Origin of the sequence: Actinoplanes italicus, assembly GCF_003001815.1 — a bacterium.
Classification (GTDB): Bacteria; Actinomycetota; Actinomycetes; order Mycobacteriales; family Micromonosporaceae; genus Actinoplanes; species Actinoplanes italicus.
The window spans coordinates 288,858-307,983 of sequence record NZ_PVMZ01000002.1 but is presented as its reverse complement, the minus strand read 5'-3'; the positions used below and the strand labels follow the sequence as shown (position 1 = coordinate 307,983).

General features: G+C 68.4%; 16 protein-coding genes and 1 pseudogene. 10 read left to right on the top strand and 7 right to left on the bottom strand.

What is annotated here, in order from left to right; genetic code table 11:
* Positions 1 to 107: 107 nt before the first annotated feature.
* Positions 108 to 1,913 (bottom strand): phosphoenolpyruvate carboxykinase (GTP), encoded by a 1,806-nt coding sequence (locus CLV67_RS05380; RefSeq protein WP_106316023.1) that lies wholly within the window; start codon positions 1,911 to 1,913, stop codon positions 108 to 110.
* Positions 1,914 to 2,224: 311 nt separating this feature from the next.
* Between CLV67_RS05380 and CLV67_RS05375 the strand changes: the two genes are divergently transcribed.
* The 3 genes from CLV67_RS05375 to CLV67_RS05365 are packed head-to-tail and all read left to right on the top strand — an operon-like array spanning position 2,225 to position 4,143.
* Entirely contained in the window at positions 2,225 to 2,989 is a 765-nt protein-coding gene (locus tag CLV67_RS05375; protein ID WP_106316022.1) for a sigma-70 family RNA polymerase sigma factor, read from the top strand.
* Positions 2,970 to 3,548, top strand: coding sequence for a GtrA family protein (locus CLV67_RS05370; RefSeq protein ID WP_106316021.1), 579 nt, complete (start codon positions 2,970 to 2,972; stop codon positions 3,546 to 3,548). Before CLV67_RS05375 ends, CLV67_RS05370 begins: the two co-directional genes overlap by 20 nt.
* Positions 3,549 to 3,585: 37 nt before the next feature.
* Positions 3,586 to 4,143, top strand: coding sequence for a GtrA family protein (locus CLV67_RS05365; RefSeq protein WP_106316020.1), 558 nt, complete (start codon positions 3,586 to 3,588; stop codon positions 4,141 to 4,143).
* Here CLV67_RS05365 and CLV67_RS05360 read toward each other — a convergent pair.
* Genes CLV67_RS05360 through CLV67_RS05350 form a run of 3 tightly spaced genes read right to left on the bottom strand, consistent with a single transcriptional unit; the run spans position 4,107 to position 6,301 of the window.
* Positions 4,107 to 4,658, bottom strand: a complete 552-nt coding sequence (locus CLV67_RS05360) for a PH domain-containing protein (RefSeq protein WP_106316019.1) — start codon at positions 4,656 to 4,658, stop codon at positions 4,107 to 4,109. The genes CLV67_RS05365 and CLV67_RS05360 overlap by 37 nt on opposite strands.
* Before the next feature lie 5 nt (positions 4,659 to 4,663).
* Positions 4,664 to 5,542 (bottom strand): biotin--[acetyl-CoA-carboxylase] ligase, encoded by an 879-nt coding sequence (locus tag CLV67_RS05355; protein ID WP_106316018.1) that lies wholly within the window; start codon positions 5,540 to 5,542, stop codon positions 4,664 to 4,666.
* 9 nt (positions 5,543 to 5,551) lie between these two features.
* Positions 5,552 to 6,301 (bottom strand): hypothetical protein, encoded by a 750-nt coding sequence (locus tag CLV67_RS05350; RefSeq protein ID WP_146168989.1) that lies wholly within the window; start codon positions 6,299 to 6,301, stop codon positions 5,552 to 5,554.
* 308 nt (positions 6,302 to 6,609) lie between these two features.
* Here CLV67_RS05350 and CLV67_RS05345 point away from each other — a divergent pair, with 308 nt between their 5' ends.
* On the top strand, positions 6,610 to 8,172 hold the full coding sequence (locus CLV67_RS05345) for an acyl-CoA carboxylase subunit beta (RefSeq protein ID WP_106316441.1): 1,563 nt from the start codon (positions 6,610 to 6,612) through the stop codon (positions 8,170 to 8,172).
* A gap of 215 nt (positions 8,173 to 8,387) precedes the next feature.
* On the opposite strand, the gene CLV67_RS05340 is transcribed toward CLV67_RS05345, so the two are convergent.
* The 3 genes and pseudogenes from CLV67_RS05340 to CLV67_RS53135 form a co-directional block, all read right to left on the bottom strand.
* On the bottom strand, positions 8,388 to 9,131 hold the full coding sequence (locus tag CLV67_RS05340; protein WP_106316016.1) for a M50 family metallopeptidase: 744 nt from the start codon (positions 9,129 to 9,131) through the stop codon (positions 8,388 to 8,390).
* Positions 9,132 to 9,154: 23 nt separating this feature from the next.
* Entirely contained in the window at positions 9,155 to 9,373 is a 219-nt protein-coding gene (locus CLV67_RS05335) for a hypothetical protein (RefSeq protein ID WP_106316015.1), read from the bottom strand.
* Between the two features lie 1,785 nt (positions 9,374 to 11,158).
* Positions 11,159 to 12,433 (bottom strand): annotated as a pseudogene (locus CLV67_RS53135) (serine/threonine-protein kinase); the annotation flags it as partial.
* Between the two features lie 101 nt (positions 12,434 to 12,534).
* Here CLV67_RS53135 and CLV67_RS05320 point away from each other — a divergent pair.
* From CLV67_RS05320 to CLV67_RS05300, 6 genes are all read left to right on the top strand, one after another.
* Entirely contained in the window at positions 12,535 to 12,732 is a 198-nt protein-coding gene (locus CLV67_RS05320; RefSeq protein ID WP_106316014.1) for an acyl-CoA carboxylase subunit epsilon, read from the top strand.
* Between the two features lie 86 nt (positions 12,733 to 12,818).
* Positions 12,819 to 13,220 carry a hypothetical protein gene (locus tag CLV67_RS05315; RefSeq protein ID WP_146168988.1) on the top strand — a complete coding sequence of 134 codons (402 nt, stop codon included), beginning with the start codon at positions 12,819 to 12,821 and terminating at the stop codon, positions 13,218 to 13,220.
* Positions 13,220 to 14,539 carry a hypothetical protein gene (locus CLV67_RS50930; protein WP_146168987.1) on the top strand — a complete coding sequence of 440 codons (1,320 nt, stop codon included), beginning with the start codon at positions 13,220 to 13,222 and terminating at the stop codon, positions 14,537 to 14,539. The genes CLV67_RS05315 and CLV67_RS50930 overlap by 1 nt, the downstream gene beginning before the upstream one ends.
* Before the next feature lie 21 nt (positions 14,540 to 14,560).
* The gene (locus tag CLV67_RS54680; RefSeq protein ID WP_106316012.1) at positions 14,561 to 15,712 is read left to right on the top strand and encodes a S8 family serine peptidase; all 1,152 of its coding nucleotides are present in this window, start codon (positions 14,561 to 14,563) and stop codon (positions 15,710 to 15,712) included.
* A gap of 295 nt (positions 15,713 to 16,007) precedes the next feature.
* Positions 16,008 to 16,622, top strand: coding sequence for a Maf family protein (locus tag CLV67_RS05305; protein WP_106316011.1), 615 nt, complete (start codon positions 16,008 to 16,010; stop codon positions 16,620 to 16,622).
* Positions 16,623 to 17,348: 726 nt separating this feature from the next.
* The gene (locus tag CLV67_RS05300; RefSeq protein ID WP_106316010.1) at positions 17,349 to 19,094 is read left to right on the top strand and encodes an acetyl/propionyl/methylcrotonyl-CoA carboxylase subunit alpha; all 1,746 of its coding nucleotides are present in this window, start codon (positions 17,349 to 17,351) and stop codon (positions 19,092 to 19,094) included.
* Positions 19,095 to 19,126 lie beyond the last annotated feature (32 nt).

Genomic DNA, 19,126 nt, shown 5'->3' with positions numbered 1-19,126 from the left:
CATATTCGGCCGTGATGCGCCCGATCGTGCATCGAACGCATCGGCCGACCGGATGACCGGCCGGCCCCCGCCGCGGCGCCGTTGCCGTGGCGGGGACCAACGCGGAGTCATGCGTCGGCGAGCCGCGCCTTCAGCGCGTCGAGCTCGGCCCAGAGAACGGCCGGGAGCTTGTCGCCGAACCTGTTGAACCACTCGGTGACCTGCGGGATCTCCGCCTGCCACTCCTCGGTGTCGACCCGCAGCGCCGCCGCCAGGTCGGCCGGGTCGATGTCGAGGCCGGTCAGGTCGAGGGCCTCGGGCGTGGGCACGTGACCGATCGGCGTCTCCACGGCGTCGGCCTTGCCGTCGAGGCGCTCGCACACCCACTTGAGGACACGGCTGTTCTCGCCGAAGCCCGGCCACAGGAACTGGCCCTGGTCACCGCGGCGGAACCAGTTGACGTAGAACACCTTCGGCAGCTTGGCGGCGTCGCCGGACGCGCCCTTGGCCATGTCGATCCAGTGCTGGAAGTAGTCACCGGCGTGGTAGCCGATGAACGGCAGCATCGCCATCGGGTCGCGGCGGACCACGCCGACCTGACCGACCGCGGCCGCGGTGGTCTCCGACGACAGGGTCGCGCCGAGATAGACGCCGTGCACCCAGTCGCGGGCCTCGCTGACGAGCGGGACGGTGGTCTTGCGGCGGCCGCCGAAGAGAATCGCGTCGATCGGCACGCCGCGCGGGTCGTGATACTCGTCGGCGAGGATCGGGCACTGCTCGATCGGGGTGCAGAAGCGGCTGTTCGGGTGGCTGGAGACGGCGTCCGAGTCGGGCGTCCAGTCCTGGCCCTTCCAGTCGGTCAGGTGCGCGGGCGGCTCGCCCATGCCCTCCCACCAGATGTCGCCGTCGTCGGTGAGCGCCACGTTGGTGAAGACCGAGTTGCCCTTGGCCAGCGTGCGCATCGCGTTCGGGTTGGTGTGGAAGTCGGTGCCGGGCGCGACGCCGAACAGTCCGAACTCGGGGTTGGTGGCCCAGAGCCGCCCGTCGGAACCGAACCGCATCCACGCGATGTCGTCACCGATGGTCTCGACCTTCCACCCGTCGAGAGTCGGGTCCAGCATCGCGAGGTTGGTCTTGCCGCAGGCGGACGGGAACGCGCCGGCGATGTACCGGACGACGCCCTCCGGCGAGGTCACCTTCATGATCAGCATGTGCTCGGCGAGCCAGCCCTCGTCGCGGGCGGCCACGCTGGCGATCCGGAGCGCGAAGCACTTCTTGCCCAGCAGCGAGTTGCCCCCGTAACCCGAGCCGAACGACCAGATCTCCCGGGTCTCCGGGAAGTGGGAGATGTACTTGGTCTCGTTGCACGGCCAGGCGACGTCCTCCTCGCCCGGTGACAGCGGCGCGCCGATCGAGTGCAGTGCCGGCACGAAGTCCGCGTCGTCGCCCATCACCTTGAGGACCTCGGCGCCCATCCGGGTCATGATCCGCATGCTGGCCACGACGTACGGGCTGTCGGTGAGCTCGACGCCGAACATCGGCTCAGCCGCGTCGAGCGGGCCCATGCAGAACGGGACGACGTACATCGTCCGGCCCGTCATGCAGCCCTTGTAGAGCCCCGTCATCAGCTGCTTCATCTCGGCCGGCGCCATCCAGTTGTTGGTGGGACCGGCGTCGGCCTCGTCGGCCGAGCAGATGAAGGTGCGCTCCTCGACCCGAGCCACGTCGGACGGGTCGGTGCGCGCCCAGAACGAGTTCGGCTTCTTCCTGTCGTCGAGGCGTACCAGCGCGCCGGTCTCGACGAGCTCGTCGGTGAGACGGGTCCACTCGGCCTCGGAACCGTCACACCAGACGATGCGGTCGGGCGTGGTCAGGGCGGCGACCTCGTCGATCCACGCGAGTAGACGCGGGTGCGAGGTAGGGGGCTGAGTCAAGGTGAAGCTCCTTCGGTCGGCACTGACCTATGACTGACCAACCGGGCAATCCGGTCTGTCATGGGGGAGTCACGTCAGCGTAAGCCCGACTGAGCATTGAGTTCATCGGCTAATCCTGTGGACAACCGCACAATCTTTGGTGGCTTTGCGCGCAGACGAGCGATTCTTCGCCGCAAAGCGCAACTGTGCGCAAGCCGCCCCGTTCGGGCCGAGCCACACCGTCACTCTCGACAACTTTCACAAAAAGGACTTAACGGCTTAGACTTTCGCGTAATCGGGCTTTCCTCGCAGTTCCGGCCACAGGAGGCGGAATGACGATCCCGGGCAACGACGCGGACTCGGACACCGGCCTGCTCGCCGCCGTCCGGGCCGGCGACACCGCCGCGTACGGGACGCTCTACGAGCGGCACCACACGGCAGCCCGCAAGTTCGCCTACGGACTGGTTCACGACCCCGCCGACGTCGACGACCTGGTGGCCGAGACCTTTGCCAAGGTCTTCGCGACGCTGCGCGCCGGTCGCGGGCCGCTGGTCGCGTTCCGCGCCTACCTGCACACCACGATGCGGCACCTCTGTTACCAGCGGGCCCGCTCGGACCGGCGACTGGAGTTCACCGACGACCTGACCCGGTACGACGCGGGCGAACCGTTCACCGACCCGGCCCTGGACCGGCTGGAACGCACCTTCGCGGCCGCCGCGTTCCGTCAGCTCCCGGAACGCTGGCGCGACGTGCTGTGGCAGACCGAGGTGGAGGGCAGCACCCCGGCGGAGCTGGCCCCGCGGATGGGCCTGACCCCGAACGCGGTCGCGGTCCTGGCTCACCGAGCACGGGAGGGACTGCGCAGCCTCTATCTGCAGCAGCACGTGGCCGCGGCCGAGCATCCGGAGTGCCGGTGGGCCGGCGAGCGGCTGGGCGGACAGGTGCGCGGACGGCTCGCCGCACGGGACGCGCATCGCATGCGTACCCATCTCGGCTGGTGCTCCGACTGCCGCGACCGGCTCGCCGAGATCCGCGAAATCGACAGCTTCCGTAACGCTCCGTATCGTCAGCGTCACCATGCCGAGACGTCCGGTTAAGACCCGGCAACGAGAACGGCGGAGCGTGACCTGCCCCGGTACCCTCGGACCCGTGCCCCCGAAACCTCCCCAGGCGACCGACCTGCGCACCCGGATCACGGGACTCGTCCACGAGTTGGGCAAATTCGGAATCGTCGGCGGGACGGCTTTCACCATCGACCTGGTGCTCTTCAACGTCCTGCTGTCGTCGGGCCTCGAGTCGCTGACCGCCAAGACGTGCTCCACCGTGGTGGCCACCACGGTCGCGTTCTTCGGCAACCGTTTCTGGACCTGGCGCGACGGCGAGCACACGAACATGGCACGCCAGTACACGACCTTCTTCGTACTGAACCTGATCGGACTGGGTATCGCCCTGGCATGCCTGGCCATCAGCCACTACGGCCTGGGCCAGATCTGGCCGGCACTGCAGAGCCCACTCGCCGACAACATCGCCGGCGTAGGCGTGGGCACCGTACTGGGTACGATGTTCCGCTTCTGGTCCTACCGCCGATTCGTCTTCCGGGTCACCGACGCCCCGGCCACCGGAAGCGTGACGGCGCCGTCGTCAGTCTCACAGTGACTCGGCGTAATCGCCCCCATTCGCGTAAGGTTGCCCAATGCCTTCAGCCAGCATGCTGACGGAACGCCTCCGCCGCCTCGCTCCCGAAGCCATCGCCTTCGGCATCATCGGCGCCGGAAACACCCTGCTCTACCTGGCGATCTGCTGGGTGGCCATGGGGATCGGCCCGGTCAAGGCCAGCGTTCTCGCGACCGTCATCACGACCACGCTGGCTTACGTGGCGAACCGCTACTGGACCTACCGGCACCACACCCGGACCGCGCTGCGCCGGGAGTACACCCTGTTCTTCGGGTTCAACCTGATCGGCATGGTCATCCAGTCCGGCATGACGGCGCTCGGCAAGTACGGCTTCGGCCTCTCCGAGCACGACGACAAGCTGCAGCTGCTCGGCATGACGACGATCGGCATCGTGATCGGCACGATCTTCCGCTTCTGGGCGTACCGGACGTTCGTCTTCCTCAAGCCGCCGGTCGACGGCCACGAGGGCGCCATCACCGACATGGACGCGACCGCCGGGTTCGCCGAGCTCAGCGCGATCGACGAGCCGGGCAGCGTGGCTCACCTCGAGCTGCGGCCCGAACTCGATCCACGCTGAGGCTGCTCTTCCGCTTCCTCCTCCTCGTCCGCCGGCGCGAGCTCGATCAGCTCGTAGAGGGTGGTCTGCACCAGCTGCGCGGCGGGCACCCCGGCCAGCACCACCCGCTGGTCCCCGATGGAGTCGACGGTCAGGGTCCCGCTGCCGAGCACACGGTCCAGCAGGGACTGGGTCAGCGAGTGGTCGTTCACCCGGTTCAGCGGCAGGTCACGCCGCTGCCGGTCGACCACGCCCCACTGCATCAGCAGCCGTTCGCCGGTCAGCACGTACTCCGTGCAGCGCCACGCAAGCCACGGGTAGGCCCCGTAACGGCCGCCGTAGTACAGCATGATGGCGGCGACCAGGCCCAGGCCGATCCGGCCGCCCTCGGTCGCGGGCAGCATCACCCAGCCCATGATCAGGCCGGTCAGGGCAAGCAGCAGCACCACGGTCGGGGCCACCGCCGCCTTCCAGTGCGGACGCAGGTGGAGGACGATCTCCTCCTCGTCCGCGAGCACATCCTCCGGGAACGCCACGCAAGTCAGCGTACGTGCAGGACGTCCCCCGCCGAGACGCGGAATTCGACACCTTCCTCCGTACGGATCACCAGCTGACCGTCGGAGTCCACGGTGACCGCCTCGCCGGTCCGCTCGGCGCCGCCCGGCAGCAGCACCCGAACCCGGCGGCCGATCGTCGCGCAGTGCCGCTGGTAGGCGGCGAGCAGCCCGCACATCTCGGCGTCGCCACCGGCCTCGCGCCAGCCTTCGTACCACCGCGCCATGCTTCTCAGCAGGGCCCGCAGCAACGGGCTGCGATCGGTGCTGGCAGCGCCCGCCACCAGCAGGGAGGTGGCCGGCACGCCGGTCGTCTCGGGCAGCTCGTCGGCCCGGGTGCTGACGTTCACCCCGATCCCGATCACGACCGCGTCACCGGCGACCTCCGCCAGGATGCCGGCGCACTTGCGTTCGTCGATCAGCAGGTCGTTGGGCCACTTCAGTGCGGACTCCACCTCGCCGATCCGGGCCACCGCCTCGACCAGCGCCACCCCGGCGAGCAGCGGCAACCAGCCGTAAGCGGACGGCGGCACCCCGGGCCCGTGCGGCTCGGGCATGCCCTCCCGGCCCTCGCTTCGCTCGGTACGGCCGGTCGAGCCGGGCCGGAGCAGCACGCTGACGGTGAGACCGGCCCGCGGCGGTGACGTCCACTGCCGATCCCGCCGCCCGCGCCCGGCCAGCTGGCTCTCGGCCACCACCACGAGCCCTTCCGGCGCGCCGGCCGCGGCGGCGGCCGCGGCATCGGCGTTCGTCGAGCCGGTCTCGTCCCGCACGTCGAACTTCGACCACAACCCACCCGGTACGACGAGAGCGCGTGTCAGTGCCCGCGCGGACAACGGCGGCCGGTCGAGTTCGGTGTAGCCCATCGGATGAGCTTAGTTCGGGCCGGCGCTGTGCCTTCCCGCGTACGGCGGAGCCGGGCGGGGCCGGGGGCTCGGACGGTTCTCCGCGCCCTCCTGCTCGTCGCGCTCGGCCCACGATAGGGGCAGCCGCACGCGTCGCTCGCGCGGCGGCCACTCCGGGACCGGGCCGAGCGGTTCGGCCGGCCCCGCGGGCAGGTCGAAGCCGGTGGCGGGCTCGTAGTCGGGCACCGGCGGCAGCGCGTCCAGCTCGGGCGGCGCGTACAGGTCCGGCACCGGGGTCCAGTAGTCGCCGGCCGGCGGGCTGTCGTCGACGTCGCTGTAGCGCGGCCAGTCCCAGTCGGGCAGCGGCCGGTCGTCCGCGTCGCCGAGCCGGCCGGCGTATCCGCCGGGACTCTCGACGTCCCGCCGGGCCCAGGCCGGGCCGTCCGGTTCGGGGTCGCGGCGACGGCGGCGCGGCGGCCACGAGGCGTCCTCGAGGTAGCCGTCCTCGTAGCCCAGGCGCTCGTCACCGTCGTACGCCGAGTCCGGTTCCGGGTCGCGGTCGTCGTCCTCGCCCGGGTCGTAGTCGTCGTAGCCGTACCGTCGCAAATCGTCCTCGTCCTCGTCGGCAAGCCCGATCGACGCCAGTCCGCTGGCGCTCGCCTCGCCCTCGGGGGTCTGCCCGCCGACACCCTCGGCGGGCCGCCCGCTGAAGGCGGCGGCCAGCCTTCGCCGCCTGGCCCGGGGCTCGTCACCCTCGGCCGCGGCGGCGTCCATCGTCACGCGAGGTCCCGGTGCGGACCTCGCGACGGCTTCCGACCGCCGGCGGCGAGGGGATGAGCCGGCCCGGTTCGCCCGACGAGCACCACCACCGAAAATCACGGCGCGGAAGCTGATCAGTGTGGCGAGGCCGCCTGCGATGAAGGCGAGCCCGGCCGCGGTCATCCAGTTCGTCACGCCGGGAGTAACGAATGGGGCATTGGGTATGAAACGCACGCGTCTCGACGCCCTCCGTGTGCGACGCCTCCCGGTTACGATGCTGATCGTTGCCTTAACGAGTGTTAGGCCGCCTGAAGAGCGTGGAGACCTTCGTGACCACAGAGCCCGACATCCACACCACCGCCGGTAAGCTCGCCGATCTCACCCGCCGCAGCGAGGAAGCCGTGCACGCCGGCTCCGAGCGTGCCATCGAGAAACAGCACGCCCGCGGCAAGAAGACGGCCCGCGAACGCATCGAGCTCCTGCTCGACAAGGACTCCTTCGTGGAGCTCGACGAACTCGCCAGGCACCGGTCCACGGCCTTCGGCCTGGAGAAGAACCGGCCGTACGGCGACGGCGTGGTCACCGGTCACGGCACCATCGACGGCCGGCAGGTGTGCGTCTTCTCCCAGGACTTCACGGTCTTCGGCGGCTCCCTCGGCGAGGTCTTCGGCGAGAAGATCGTCAAGGTGCTCGACCTGGCCATGAAGATCGGCTGCCCGATCATCGGGATCAACGACTCCGGCGGCGCCCGCATCCAGGAGGGCGTGGTCGCGCTCGGCCTGTACGCCGACATCTTCTTCCGCAACGTCCGGGCCAGTGGCGTCATCCCGCAGATCTCGCTGATCATGGGCCCGTGCGCGGGCGGCGCCGTCTACTCCCCCGCGATCACCGACTTCACCGTCATGGTCGACCAGACCTCGCACATGTTCATCACCGGACCCGACGTCATCAAGACGGTCACCGGTGAAGAGGTCGGCATGGAGGAACTGGGCGGGGCCCGCACCCACAACACCCGCAGCGGCAACGCGCACTACCTGGCCAGCGACGAAGAGGACGCGATCGAGTACGTCCGTGCGCTGCTCTCCTACCTGCCCAGCAACAACCTCGACGAGCCCCTCGCCTTCGACTCCGCCGGCGAGACCCCCGACGACCACTCCCTCGACACCCTCATCCCGGACTCGCCGAACCAGCCGTACGACATCAAGAAGGTCGTCGAGACCGTCGTCGACGAGTTCCTCGAGGTCCAGCCGCTCTACGCGCAGAACATCGTGGTCGGCTTCGGACGGGTCGAGGGCCGGCCGGTCGGCGTGGTCGCCAACCAGCCGATGAGCCTCGCGGGCACGCTCGACATCGCCGCATCGGAAAAAGCAGCCCGATTCGTGCGTACGTGTGACGCGTTCAACATCCCGGTGCTGACCTTCGTCGACGTACCCGGCTTCCTGCCCGGCACCGGCCAGGAATGGGACGGCATCATCCGGCGTGGCGCGAAGCTCATCTACGCGTACGCGGAGGCGACCGTCCCGAAGGTCACGGTCATCACCCGTAAGGCGTACGGCGGGGCGTACGACGTGATGGGCTCCAAGCACCTCGGAGCCGACGTCAACTTCGCGTGGCCCACCGCGCAGATCGCCGTGATGGGCGCCCAGGGCGCGGTCAACATCCTGTACCGGGGTGAACTCGCGTCGGCCGAGGACCCGGCGCAGCGGCGCACCGAACTCATCCAGGAGTACGAGGACACGCTCGCCAACCCGTACATCGCGGCCGAGCGCGGTTACGTCGACGCGGTCATCCAGCCGTCACAGACCCGCGCCCAGGTCACCCGGGCCCTGCGGATGCTGCGCACCAAGCGAGAGACCCTGCCCCCGAAGAAGCACGGCAACATCCCGCTGTAACTGAGCCGGCCGGCTCCGCGTCGCTCCGCGGCAAAGCTGAGCCGGCTGGCTCCGCGTCGCTCCGCGGCAAAGCTGAGCCGGCTGGCTCCGCTTCGCTCCGCGGCAAAACGCCTTGTAACCGGTGTCGAGGCAGGCGATTTCCCGCCACCCAGCAAACCCCGCTGGGCGTCGGCAAATCACTTGCCTCGACACCGGCGGCGTTTTGCGTCCACGAGTTATGTGGTGGGGAGGGTGTCGGGGAGCCACTGGCCGGCTAGCAGGAAGGCGCCGGCCAGCAGGGCGACCAGGTTGACGATGAGGAAGACGCCCACCCAGAACAGGGCCGGCAGGTGGGTCAACCTGGACAGCTGGTCGGCGTCCGAGTCGCGCATCCGGCCGCGGCTGCGCAGGCTCTGCAGCTCGAAGACCGGGCGGACACCGCCGAAGAGCAGGAACCAGACTCCGGCGTACGCGAAAGCGGCCTGGGTCTCCGGCGCCGCGTACCACGACACCGCGAACACGATGGCACCCGTTACCAGCAGCGACACCACGCCGAAGAAGTTCCTGATGTTGATCAGCATGAGGAGCAGCAGCACCACCGCGAGCCAGAGCAGCAGCGTGATCCGGTTGCCGCCGAGCAGCCAGGCGCCCAGCACACCCACCAGCGACGGGGCGATGTAGCCACCGAGCAGGGTGAGGATCATGCCGAAGCCGGTCGGACGGCCGGCCGACAGGGTCAGGCCGGACGTGTCGAACTCGAGACGGATACCACGTAGCTTGCGCCCGGTCAGCAGGGCGAACAGGGCGTGCCCGCCCTCGTGCGCGATCGTGACGGCGTTGCGGGCCACCCGCCACACCGGCCGGATCGCCACCGCGAGGAACCCGGCCACAGCGGTGACCAGCACCAGCATCCCGGGGGGATCGGGCTGTGCACCGAGCAGTTGATCCCAGAGATCTGTCACACCGTCGATCGACAACACCCCGGGGACTGTAGCCGATCCGGCTACGCCCGTCGCCTGACCACTGCCTTCGCGGGCTGCGGCTCGCGGACGCCGATCGAGCGCGCCGCGTACACACCGCCGCCGATGATCACCGTGAGTGCGGTCAGGAGCAGCAGCGCGACGAGCAGGCCGGTGGACGCCATGATGATCGCGACGTCAGCCGCTGCCACCAGCATCCACAGGGCGATCGTGGGCTTACTGCCGTGCCGTCGGCAGTTCATGATGCACCTCCATCCGTGATGCTGGATAACTACCCAGCCAACCGGATCTCACGCATGGAGGTGACACCACGCCGTCTACTTGAGGGAGAACCCCTGGTAGATCTTCTCGAGGTCGGCCTTGGCCGCTTCCCAGTCGTCGGCCTCGGTGTACCAGGTCAGCACGTACGTCGTGGTGTTCGTGCTGATGACCCGCCGCACCACGCGCTGCTGGGTGTTGCCGCCGGTGTTGCGGTAGTACTGCATGTCGGCCGCCTTGCCGTGGAACTCCAGCGGCGTGGGTCCGACGCGGTTGTAGCCGATGGTGCTGTCCCGGCTCAGGTAGTCGACCGGATCGTTCTTTCCGGACACGACGTCCACACGCATCTGCCGACCCTTGCCCCACTCGAGGGTGGCGTCGCCGCCGCCGCTGTTCCGGGCATTGTCCGGAACCGGGAAGCTGTAGCCGGAACCCTTGTGCAGGCGCCAGCCGGCCGGAACGCCACCGGTCGCCGGAGCGCTGGAGGCGGGCGGCGAACTAGGCGACGCGGGAGCGCTCGACTGCCCCTGCGCGGGGTCCTTCGTGCCGGGGTCAGCCGGCTTGCCGCCGGTCTGGGCCGGGACGGACGCGCCGGGAACCGTGCCGGCCTTCTTCACATCCTGGTCGCCCGTGCCCTCGTCGCCGAACGCCTGCACCACGATGATGCCTACGAGCAGCAGGAACGTCAGCACGATGCCGAAACCGATCGCGGCCTGCCTGCGGGTCAGCGTGGTGCCGAGGATCGTGATCCCGCCGCGGCGCTCCACCGGGCGCATCTGCATCGGCGTCCACGCCGGACGGCTCGGCCGGGCGAACCCGGGATCCGACTCGACGTCGCCGACGACCTGCGTCGCCGGCTCGGTGGCCGTGATGATCCGCCGGCGCGGCGGCATGCTGACCACCGAGGTGCGGTCGTCGTCGGCCGGCTTGAGCACCGACGTCCGATCCTCGGCGGGCGGCTTCAGCACCGACGTCTTGTCCTCGGCGGGCAGCTGCGGGCGCGCTGCCGGAAGCAGCAGCGAGGTCTTCTCCTCAGCCTGCGCCGGCACGGCGACGACGGATGTCTTGTCCTCGGCGGCCGGCTTCTCGGCCGCCTCGGGCTCGGCTGCCGTCGTCTCGGCGGCCGTCGTCTCGGCTGCCGTCGTCTCGGACGATTCTTCCGGCTCTGCGGTCTCAGTGACGTCGGTCACAGCATCGGCGGCGTCCGCGGACGTCGCCGTCTCGCTGTCCGCCACGTCCTGCGCCTCGTCGGTCGCGGCCTCGTCAGTGGTGGCCTCGCCGGTGGTGGCGTCGCCGCTCGCGGTGGGCTCCGCGACGGTCTCCGCCTGCGATTCGTCCTCGGCGGACGACTGCTCCTGACCGGTCCCCGCGTCCCCGTCTTTGCCCTGCGTGTCCGGCTGACCCTCGTCGTGGACCTTTTGAAGGTCCTCGTCCGGGGCCTTCTCCGAGTCGGACGGTACTTCCGGCTCGGCGGACTGAGCATTACGCGGCGTCACCACCGGATAGCCGGACGTCGCCTGCGCCAGCGAATGCTCGTGCTCGGGCGCGGCCTTCTTACGACGGTTGGCGGCCACATCGGCAGCCGTGAAACCGGTGCGCAGCGCGTTGGTCGGCGCGGAACTGCTACCCACCGTCGGCGGCTTCGCAGCGGTCCCGTCCGGCGTGCTGCTTCCTGACGTGGTCCCGGTCGGCGTGTTACTTCCCGAGGTGGTCCCGGTCGGCATGCTGCTTCCCGGCCTCGGCCGGGCGGTGCCCGACGCCGGCGGTGCGGCTCCGAAACCGGGCCGGGCAGTCCCCGAGGCGGGTGGGGTGGTTCCCGACGCCGGTGGGCGTGGCGGGACCTGCGCCTGGCCGGGACGGTGTGACTGCGCGGCACCGGAAGCGGGCGCTTTACCCGTACCGGAGAAAGGATTTTGATCGTCTCGGACCGGCGCCGTGTCGAGGCGCGTCGGGTCCAGAGGTTTCGCACCGCGTCGCGGGGTCTCCGGCGGCTGGCTGACCGGCGCCTTGCCCGCCGCGAAATGCGGCGGACGCCCATCGGCTGCGGGAGGCTGGACGACAGGAGGGCGAGGATTGGGTACGACCGGAGCCGAACCCGTAGCGGTAGCCCACCCCGAACCGGGCAGCACCGGCGGTCCACCCGGGCCGGTGGGCAACGACGGGCGCTCCCGACCCACACCGGGCCGGCGCATCGACGGACTCATCGGGAACGTGATCTTGGAGCGCCGACCGGCCGCCCGTGACAGCAGCCGCTCCGCCTCCTCGGCGTTGATGCGGTGCGCCGGATCCTTGCGCAGCAGGCCGTTCAGCACCGGCTTGAGCGGGCCCGCGTTCCGCGCGACCGGCACGTTCTCCGTCGCCAGCGCGGCCAGCGTGGCGATCGCCGACGGGCGCGCGAACGGAGACTGGCCCTCGACCGCCGCGTAGAGCGTCGCGCCGAGCGACCAGAGGTCGGCGGCAGGACCGGCCGTGCCGTCGCGGGCACGCTCCGGAGCGATGTAGGCGGGCGAGCCCAGCACCAGGCCGGTGCGAGTCACGTTCGGGTCGCCCGGCACCGTGGCGAGACCGAAATCGGTCAGCACCACACGGCCGTCAGCGCCGAGCAGGACGTTGCCGGGCTTGACGTCACGGTGCACGACGCCGTTGCGGTGGGCGGCCCGCAGCGCGTTCAGCACGCCGAGGCCGATCTCCGCCGAGCGCAGCGCGTTGAACGGCCCGTCCTGCGCCAGGGTGTCCTGGAGGGAACGCGACGGAACGTACTCCATCACGATCCACGGGTCGGCATCCGTGCTGAGCACGTCGAAGACGCGCACCACGTTGATGTTGTTGAGCCGGGCGATGGCGCGCGCCTCGCGAAGGGAGCGCTCGCGCATCTCCTGCCGCTCGGCCGGAGTCAGCCCCGGCGGCGGCACGAGCTCCTTGATCGCCACTTCTCGGTGCAGGACGACATCGGTCGCGCGCCAGACACGTCCCATCCCGCCCTGACCGAGCGGCGCGACGAGCCGGTACCGATCAGCGACAACGAGTGGGGGAGAAGAAGACATCACGCAGAAAATACCTGGTTCTGTCGAGCGGCCGCGAATTGATCAGCCGAGTGTGGGACACGTGTCACCGGATCTCCGGGTAGCCGTCGTACGCTCGGTTGATGAATGAGGAACCGCTGGTCAGCGTCGTACGAGGAAGACTAGACGATCATGAGGTCGCGGCGCTCGTCGCCATCCTGGCATCTCGATCCACTTCGGTCAATTACGCCACACCGACGCAACCCATCTCAGACTGGATCCGATCGTCCCGCCCCGGAGCCGGTCCGCGCAACTGGCAGACCTCCGGCCTCCCCCGCTAGGCGTCATCCACAGGGGGCGGTAGCGGGCGCGAGGATTCGCTAACCTCTCAGAGGTTATTCGCCGGTCGTCGATGGGAGGCTCGCCGATGCCTGTAGACAACGAACCTGTGCCGAAGAGCACGGTCGACAACTACGACCTCAGCGACATCGAAGGCATCGAGGCGGACATCGCGGCGATGGAGGAGTTCGCGGCCGGCCTGAAGGCCGACCTGGAAGAGAACTACGTCCCACACGCCAACCAGGTCGCCGAGAACATGCTGGCCGAACTCCCGAACGGCGGTGAGTTCTACGAGCTGTTCCTGTTCCTGGGCGCTCACCAGCAGGTCCAGGACGCGACCTTCCGGAACGTGGACGGCTACGTCGCGGGCACCTACCAGTTCGCCACCTCCGCCGAGGAGATCAGCGCCAAGTACCGCGGCGCTGACGCCTTCGCCCGGGCCAAGCTGTCCGACGTGCAGGCCGCTTTCGAGGGAAATGGTGACGCCTGATGCCCCTCTACGACGGCGGCGGGGCCGGCGACAGCAAGGACCGCTTCTACTTCATGGACGTCCCCAACATGTGGGACATGCTCCAGTACCACGACAGCGCCCCGCACCAGCAGGCGCTCCAAGGGTGGCGGCAGTCATACGAACTGGTCCTCATGCACAAGGCCCAGGTCGAGAAGTACAAGGAAAAGCTGATCACGGCGTGGCCGCCGGAGCGCAGCAAGGCCGCGCGGGCCTACGTCGAACGCCTCGACCACCTGATCGAGAGCCTCAACGAGACGTTCGAGGCGGCGATCGCCAACTACACCGCTTACTCGACCGCCATCGCCGCGGTCGACGACGCCAAGCGGCGCCTTGAGTCCCTTAAGAGGGAACACGACGCCAACGCTGACGCCCTCACAAAGTACGCGGAAGAGATGCGGGATAGGCCACGCGCCTACGGGAAGGCAGTAGCGCCTCCTCCCCCGCCGTCCCCGGTTGCGGATGGCAGACAGGAACAGCTGCGCCTCCAGGCGGCGGGCTTGATGACGGGGCTCAGCGCTGAACTCGCCACCGCCCAGATGTCCCTCACCGCTCCCCGTCCTTATAACCCAAATCTTATTCGCGACGATGCGAACGAGGCTTTCAATCCCGGCGGGATCAGTCCACTACTTCCAGGCGGCATGCCGTCGTCAGGGCGCACGACCACTTCTGCCCAGATGTCAAGGCCGCGCTCTTCAGGAACTGGAGTCAAAGGAACTCCGACTGAGCGAAACAACGGGAAGACCGATCCTTCAACACCCGGAAGGAAGCCGGTCGAAGGCCCAGTCCTCGGCGGCACGAAGCAAACACCGGCACCTTTACCGGCCATCGGTCCGCCACCTGGACCCAACACGTTCACACCGAGTATCAACGCCCCCGACTCACTGGGCTACCCGCCGCCGCAAAGCCCTCCGTCATCAACCACACTCCCTCGCACTCCCACCACAAATAGCGCTCCGTTCGGCACAGTTCCGCCCACAGCCGGAACGCGAGGAACGTCACCGCTGCATGGCGGACTGATCGGTGGGACTCCGCCCATGGGGGGATCACCGTCTACCCGCGGTGGGCAGCTAGGGGCATCCACTCGCGGCGGACAGAGGATTAACCCGATTGGCGGCATGATCGGCCAAGAGGCTATGTCCCGCCCCGGGCAGCGCTCGACCTCAAGACGGAGCGATGACAATGAATCTCAGCGATGGGATCCGGATAACCCCTGGGAAACTGGAAGTGGGATGGATCCGGTGCTACTCCCAGCATCCGAGCAGCGAATCGACCCTGGTCCGACCATCGGTGGCCGATAGGTGTTCGCTGGCAGAAAATTGATGGCGGCCGCCGCAACTGCTGCCTTATGCGTCCTATATCCTGCGCTCCCTGCATCTGCGGATGAAGTGCGGGATGCCCAATGGTTCATTGAGTATCTAAGTCTCGACCAAGCGCATCAGATCACCAGGGGCACCGGCGTTTCCGTCGCCATTGTCGACACCGGCATTTCTCCACATCGAGATCTTGCCAGGAACCTTAAGCAAGGAACCGATACCAGTCCCGGAGGTGACGGCACTGGGCAGTCTGATGCGAATGGTCACGGCACTCGCATGGCTGGCCTCGTCGCTGCACACGGACGTGCAGGAAATAGCGGCGCGGTTGGCGTAGCCCCGGACGCTTCATTGATCCCAGTTCGAGCTGCCGGTAAAGAACCTAATGGTCTTGGCGTTCCGGCCGGCATCAAATGGGCAGCGTCATCGGGCGCGGACGTGATTAGCGTATCCGGATCCGTTCCTCGCTCCAGGGAGCTTAATGCCTCTATTGACGCTGCGGCTCGAGTTGATTCCGTTGTGGTAGCCGCAGCAGGCAATAAATCAGAAGATCTGAACATGGCTTTCCCCGCCGCATTACCCGACGTCCTGGCCGTCGGCGCGATCGACCGCAATGGCGATGTTGCAAAGTTCTCAATCACAGATCCCAAGGTCGGAATCTGTGCTCCTGGGGTCGATATGGTCACAACGGATCTACACGACAAATACGCCAAGGGGCAGGGAACTTCCCAGGCGACGGCGATTGTTTCAGGGGCGGCCGCTCTTGTGCGGGCCAAGTTTCCCGAGCTTTCGGCTCCTGAGGTTATTCATCGCCTTACTGCTACGGCCAAGGACAACGGACCGCCTGGGCGGGATGACCAGTGCGGATACGGGGTGCTCGACATCGTCAAAGCGCTGACCGCTGAGGTTCCCCCGCTGGATCCGTCGGCTGGCGCCGGGTCGGGTTCTGCCGCTCCAACCGTGGGTGGCTCGGTGTCGGCGGGAGCATCAGCACCGACCGGAAGCGAGCCGTCGGCTGGGGCTTCGCCTTCGACTGAGTCTTCCAGTTCGGCCGTTCCTGTGCTCGCGGGAATTGGGGCTGCGGTTATCGCTCTGGGAGCGGTTCTCGCTCTTCTGGTGCGCCGACGGAGGCGATCCGAGACGTCGCCGCCACTCGCTTAGGCAGCGTTCGAACCCCGGCGCACGCTGTCGAGGGCTTCCCCTTCCGGCCGGACGTGCGGCAGGAGGGACCGGATTCTGCACATGTGCAGTACGGCCCGAAGGCCAGAACTTGAGCGAAATTGGCCGGGGGTCGGAACACCTAGCAAGGTGGCTGAGCAGGTAGGAGCGGTGTGAAGGTCGCTGCCGGCTGCGCTGGGGCCTGTCTGGGGAAGGTCGGCGGTTTAGTGGAGATCGGGGCTGAAACACGCTGCTTGCTCACGGTTTTATATCCGTGGGGCTTGTAGGCTCGTTTGTCGTGCAGACCGACATCGCGTACCGCCTGATTCTTGCTTCGGCCAGCCCTGCCCGGCGGGCGCTGCTCACCGGGGCCGGGATCGACGCCGAGGTCATCGTCAGTGGTGTGGATGAGAGCGTCGTCGACACCGAGGATGCGTACACGACCAGCCTGGCACTGGCTCGGATGAAAGCGCGGACCGTTGCGGCTGAGCTGCCGGCCGATCCGGCGGCTCTGGTGCTCGGGTGTGATTCGGTGCTGGCGTTCGAGGGTGAGGTGTTCGGCAAGCCGGCCGACGCGGACGAGGCGGTCAAGCGCTGGACTGCCATGCGCGGGAAGTCGGGTGTGCTGCACACCGGACATCACCTGACCGGGCTGGTCAGTGGGCTTCAGGCAGAGGCCGTCGGTACCACCACGGTGCACTTCGCTGACGTCACCGACGCCGAGATCGAGGCCTATGTCGCGTCCGGTGAGCCCCTTCAGGTGGCCGGGGCGTTCACGCTGGACGGCCGGGGCGGCGCGTTCGTCGAGCGGATCGAAGGGGACCCGGGGAACGTCATCGGGCTATCGCTGCCGCTGCTGCGACGACTGCTCGCCGACATGAACATTCCGATCACCTCTCTCTGGCGGCGCTGAACCACGACACGGAGTACGGCTCCTGTCGCGTAGGCCGGAGCACGCACCTGCAGCCTCGGTCAGTAGGCGCTGATCGATCCATGCGATGAACCAGCCATGGTGCTGGGCCGGCATGGGAACGACGACGGCCGCCGTCCGTGGACTCGAGTTGTGACGAGCCGGAACAACAACATCCCTGGGCTGGATGATCATCGTGCCTGGGTTTTGAGCCGGGCATTGAGATATGGCCGCTTCCCACGCCGGGAAAGGGGCGCAAGCCAATGCCGATCGATCAGCCGGGAACTACGAACGATAAACATCGCGAGCCCGAGGCAACGACGCGCCGAAATGACGCCTGGCGGGACGGCTGACGGGAGGGCGCGGGCCACAGGCAGTAAGACTGCCGCCGACGGGACGCCGGCGGGGAACCGGCGTGGGCCACAGGCAGCAGGACAGCCGACAGGCGGACCAGCGCGGGCCACAGGCAGCAGGACAGCCGACGGAACGGCGTCGGGCCGAGGAAACGGCGGCAGGCTGACGCGGGCCACAGGCCGACGCGGGATGACAGGCAGGCCATGGGCGGCCGGAGTGACGGATACGGCAGAGTGAAACTTCGCACGGTCTGGGCGGCCAAAATCGACGAACCAGGATTAACTTGCCGCTCAAGGGGCCGAGAGCGGGGAACGATCCGGAACTGTGGGGATTCATCGGTCCGGAACGACCTGAGGAACCGTTAGGCTCATAGCCGTGCGGAAGATATTGATCGCCAACCGTGGCGAGATCGCCCTCCGGGTCATCCGGGCCTGCAAGGACGCCGGCCTCACGAGCGTCGCCGTCTACGCCGACAGTGACCGGGACGCGCTGCATGCGCGCCTGGCCGATGAGGCTTACGCGCTGGACGGTGAGACCGCCGCCGAGACCTATCTCCGCATCGACAAGCTGCTCGACGTCGCGGCGCGGAGCGGGGCCGACGGGGTTCATCCGGGCTACGGCTTCCTGTCGGAGAACGCCGAGTTCGCGCAGGCCGTACTCGATGCGGATCTGACCTGGATCGGACCGACGCCGCAGGCGATCCGCGATCTCGGCGACAAGGTCACGGCGCGGCACATCGCGCAGCGTGCGGGTGCGCCGCTGGTTCCGGGGACGGCCGATCCGGCGGCGGACGCGGCCGAGATCGTGGCGTTCGCCGAGGAGCACGGGCTGCCGGTGGCGATCAAGGCCGCGTTCGGCGGTGGTGGCCGCGGTCTGAAGGTGGCGCGGACGATCGAGGAGATCCCGGCGCTGTTCGAGAGCGCCACGCGGGAGGCGGTGGCCGCGTTCGGGCGTGGCGAGTGCTTCGTGGAGCGCTACCTGGATCGGCCCCGGCATGTGGAGGCTCAGGTCCTGGCGGACACGCACGGCAACGTGGTGGTCGTCGGCACACGTGACTGTTCGTTGCAGCGCCGGCACCAGAAGCTGGTTGAGGAGGCTCCGGCACCGTTCTTGAGTGACGAGCAGCGCAAGAAGATCCACGAGAGCGCCAAGGCGATCTGCCGGGAGGCCGGCTACCACGGCGCCGGGACCGTCGAGTATCTGGTCGGCCAGGACGGGACGATCTCGTTTCTCGAGGTGAACACGCGCCTGCAGGTGGAGCACCCGGTCAGCGAGGAGACGACCGGTGTCGACCTGGTGCGTGAGCAGTTCCGGATCGCGGAGGGGGAGGAACTGCGGTTCACCGAGGATCCGGAGCCGCGCGGGCACGCGATCGAGTTCCGGATCAACGGCGAGGACGCGGGGCGTAACTTCCTGCCGGCGCCGGGCACGGTCACCGCGTTGTCCTGGCCGTCGGGGCCGGGCGTGCGGGTCGATTCGGGTGTCGAGAGCGGCAGCGTGATCGGCGGGAACTTCGACTCGATGCTCGCCAAGATCATCGTGACGGGCGCGACCCGGGCGGAGGCTCTGGAGCGGTCGCGGCGGGTGCTCGACGAGACGGTCATCGAGGGCATCGCGACGGTGCTGCCGTTCCACCGGGCGGTGATCCGCGACGAGGCGTTCACCGGGGAGCCGTTCACCGTGCACACCCGGTGGATCGAGACGGAGTGGGCCAACGAGGTGCCGCCGTTCGCGGCGCCCGCGGCGCCTGACGGCGAGAAGGAAGAACGCGAGACCGTCGTGGTCGAGGTCGGCGGGCGACGCATCGAGGTGCGACTTCCCAAAAACCTTTCTTCCGGTACGGCTACGAGCTCCACCCCCAGGCGGAGTCCGGCCCGCGCTGGAGGCAAGGCGCAGAGCAAGGTGACCACGGGCGGTCTGACCGCACCGATGCAGGGCACGATCGTCAAGGTCGCGGTGCAGAACGGTGACGAGGTCGCCGAGGGGGACACCATCGTGGTGATCGAGGCGATGAAGATGGAGCAGCCGATTCAGGCGCACAAGGCCGGCACGGTGGCGGGCCTGTCCGTCGAGCCGGGGGCCACGGTCACCGCCGGGACGGTCCTCTGCGAGATCAACTGAGGCGAGATCAACTGATCGTGTGAAGAGCCGAC

Bases quoted from the DNA above. Each gene is read 5' to 3' on its own strand.
- CLV67_RS05335 (WP_106316015.1), bottom strand. From the start codon at position 9,373: ATGAACTGCCGACGGCACGGCAGTAAGCCCACGATCGCCCTGTGGATG.
- CLV67_RS05315 (WP_146168988.1), top strand. From the start codon at position 12,819: ATGCCTGTAGACAACGAACCTGTGCCGAAGAGCACGGTCGACAACTAC.
- CLV67_RS05375 (WP_106316022.1), top strand. From the start codon at position 2,225: ATGACGATCCCGGGCAACGACGCGGACTCGGACACCGGCCTGCTCGCC.
- CLV67_RS05365 (WP_106316020.1), top strand. From the start codon at position 3,586: ATGCCTTCAGCCAGCATGCTGACGGAACGCCTCCGCCGCCTCGCTCCC.
- CLV67_RS05370 (WP_106316021.1), top strand. From the start codon at position 2,970: ATGCCGAGACGTCCGGTTAAGACCCGGCAACGAGAACGGCGGAGCGTG.
- CLV67_RS05320 (WP_106316014.1), top strand. From the start codon at position 12,535: ATGAATGAGGAACCGCTGGTCAGCGTCGTACGAGGAAGACTAGACGAT.
- CLV67_RS05355 (WP_106316018.1), bottom strand. From the start codon at position 5,542: ATGGGCTACACCGAACTCGACCGGCCGCCGTTGTCCGCGCGGGCACTG.
- CLV67_RS54680 (WP_106316012.1), top strand. From the start codon at position 14,561: ATGGCGGCCGCCGCAACTGCTGCCTTATGCGTCCTATATCCTGCGCTC.
- CLV67_RS50930 (WP_146168987.1), top strand. From the start codon at position 13,220: ATGCCCCTCTACGACGGCGGCGGGGCCGGCGACAGCAAGGACCGCTTC.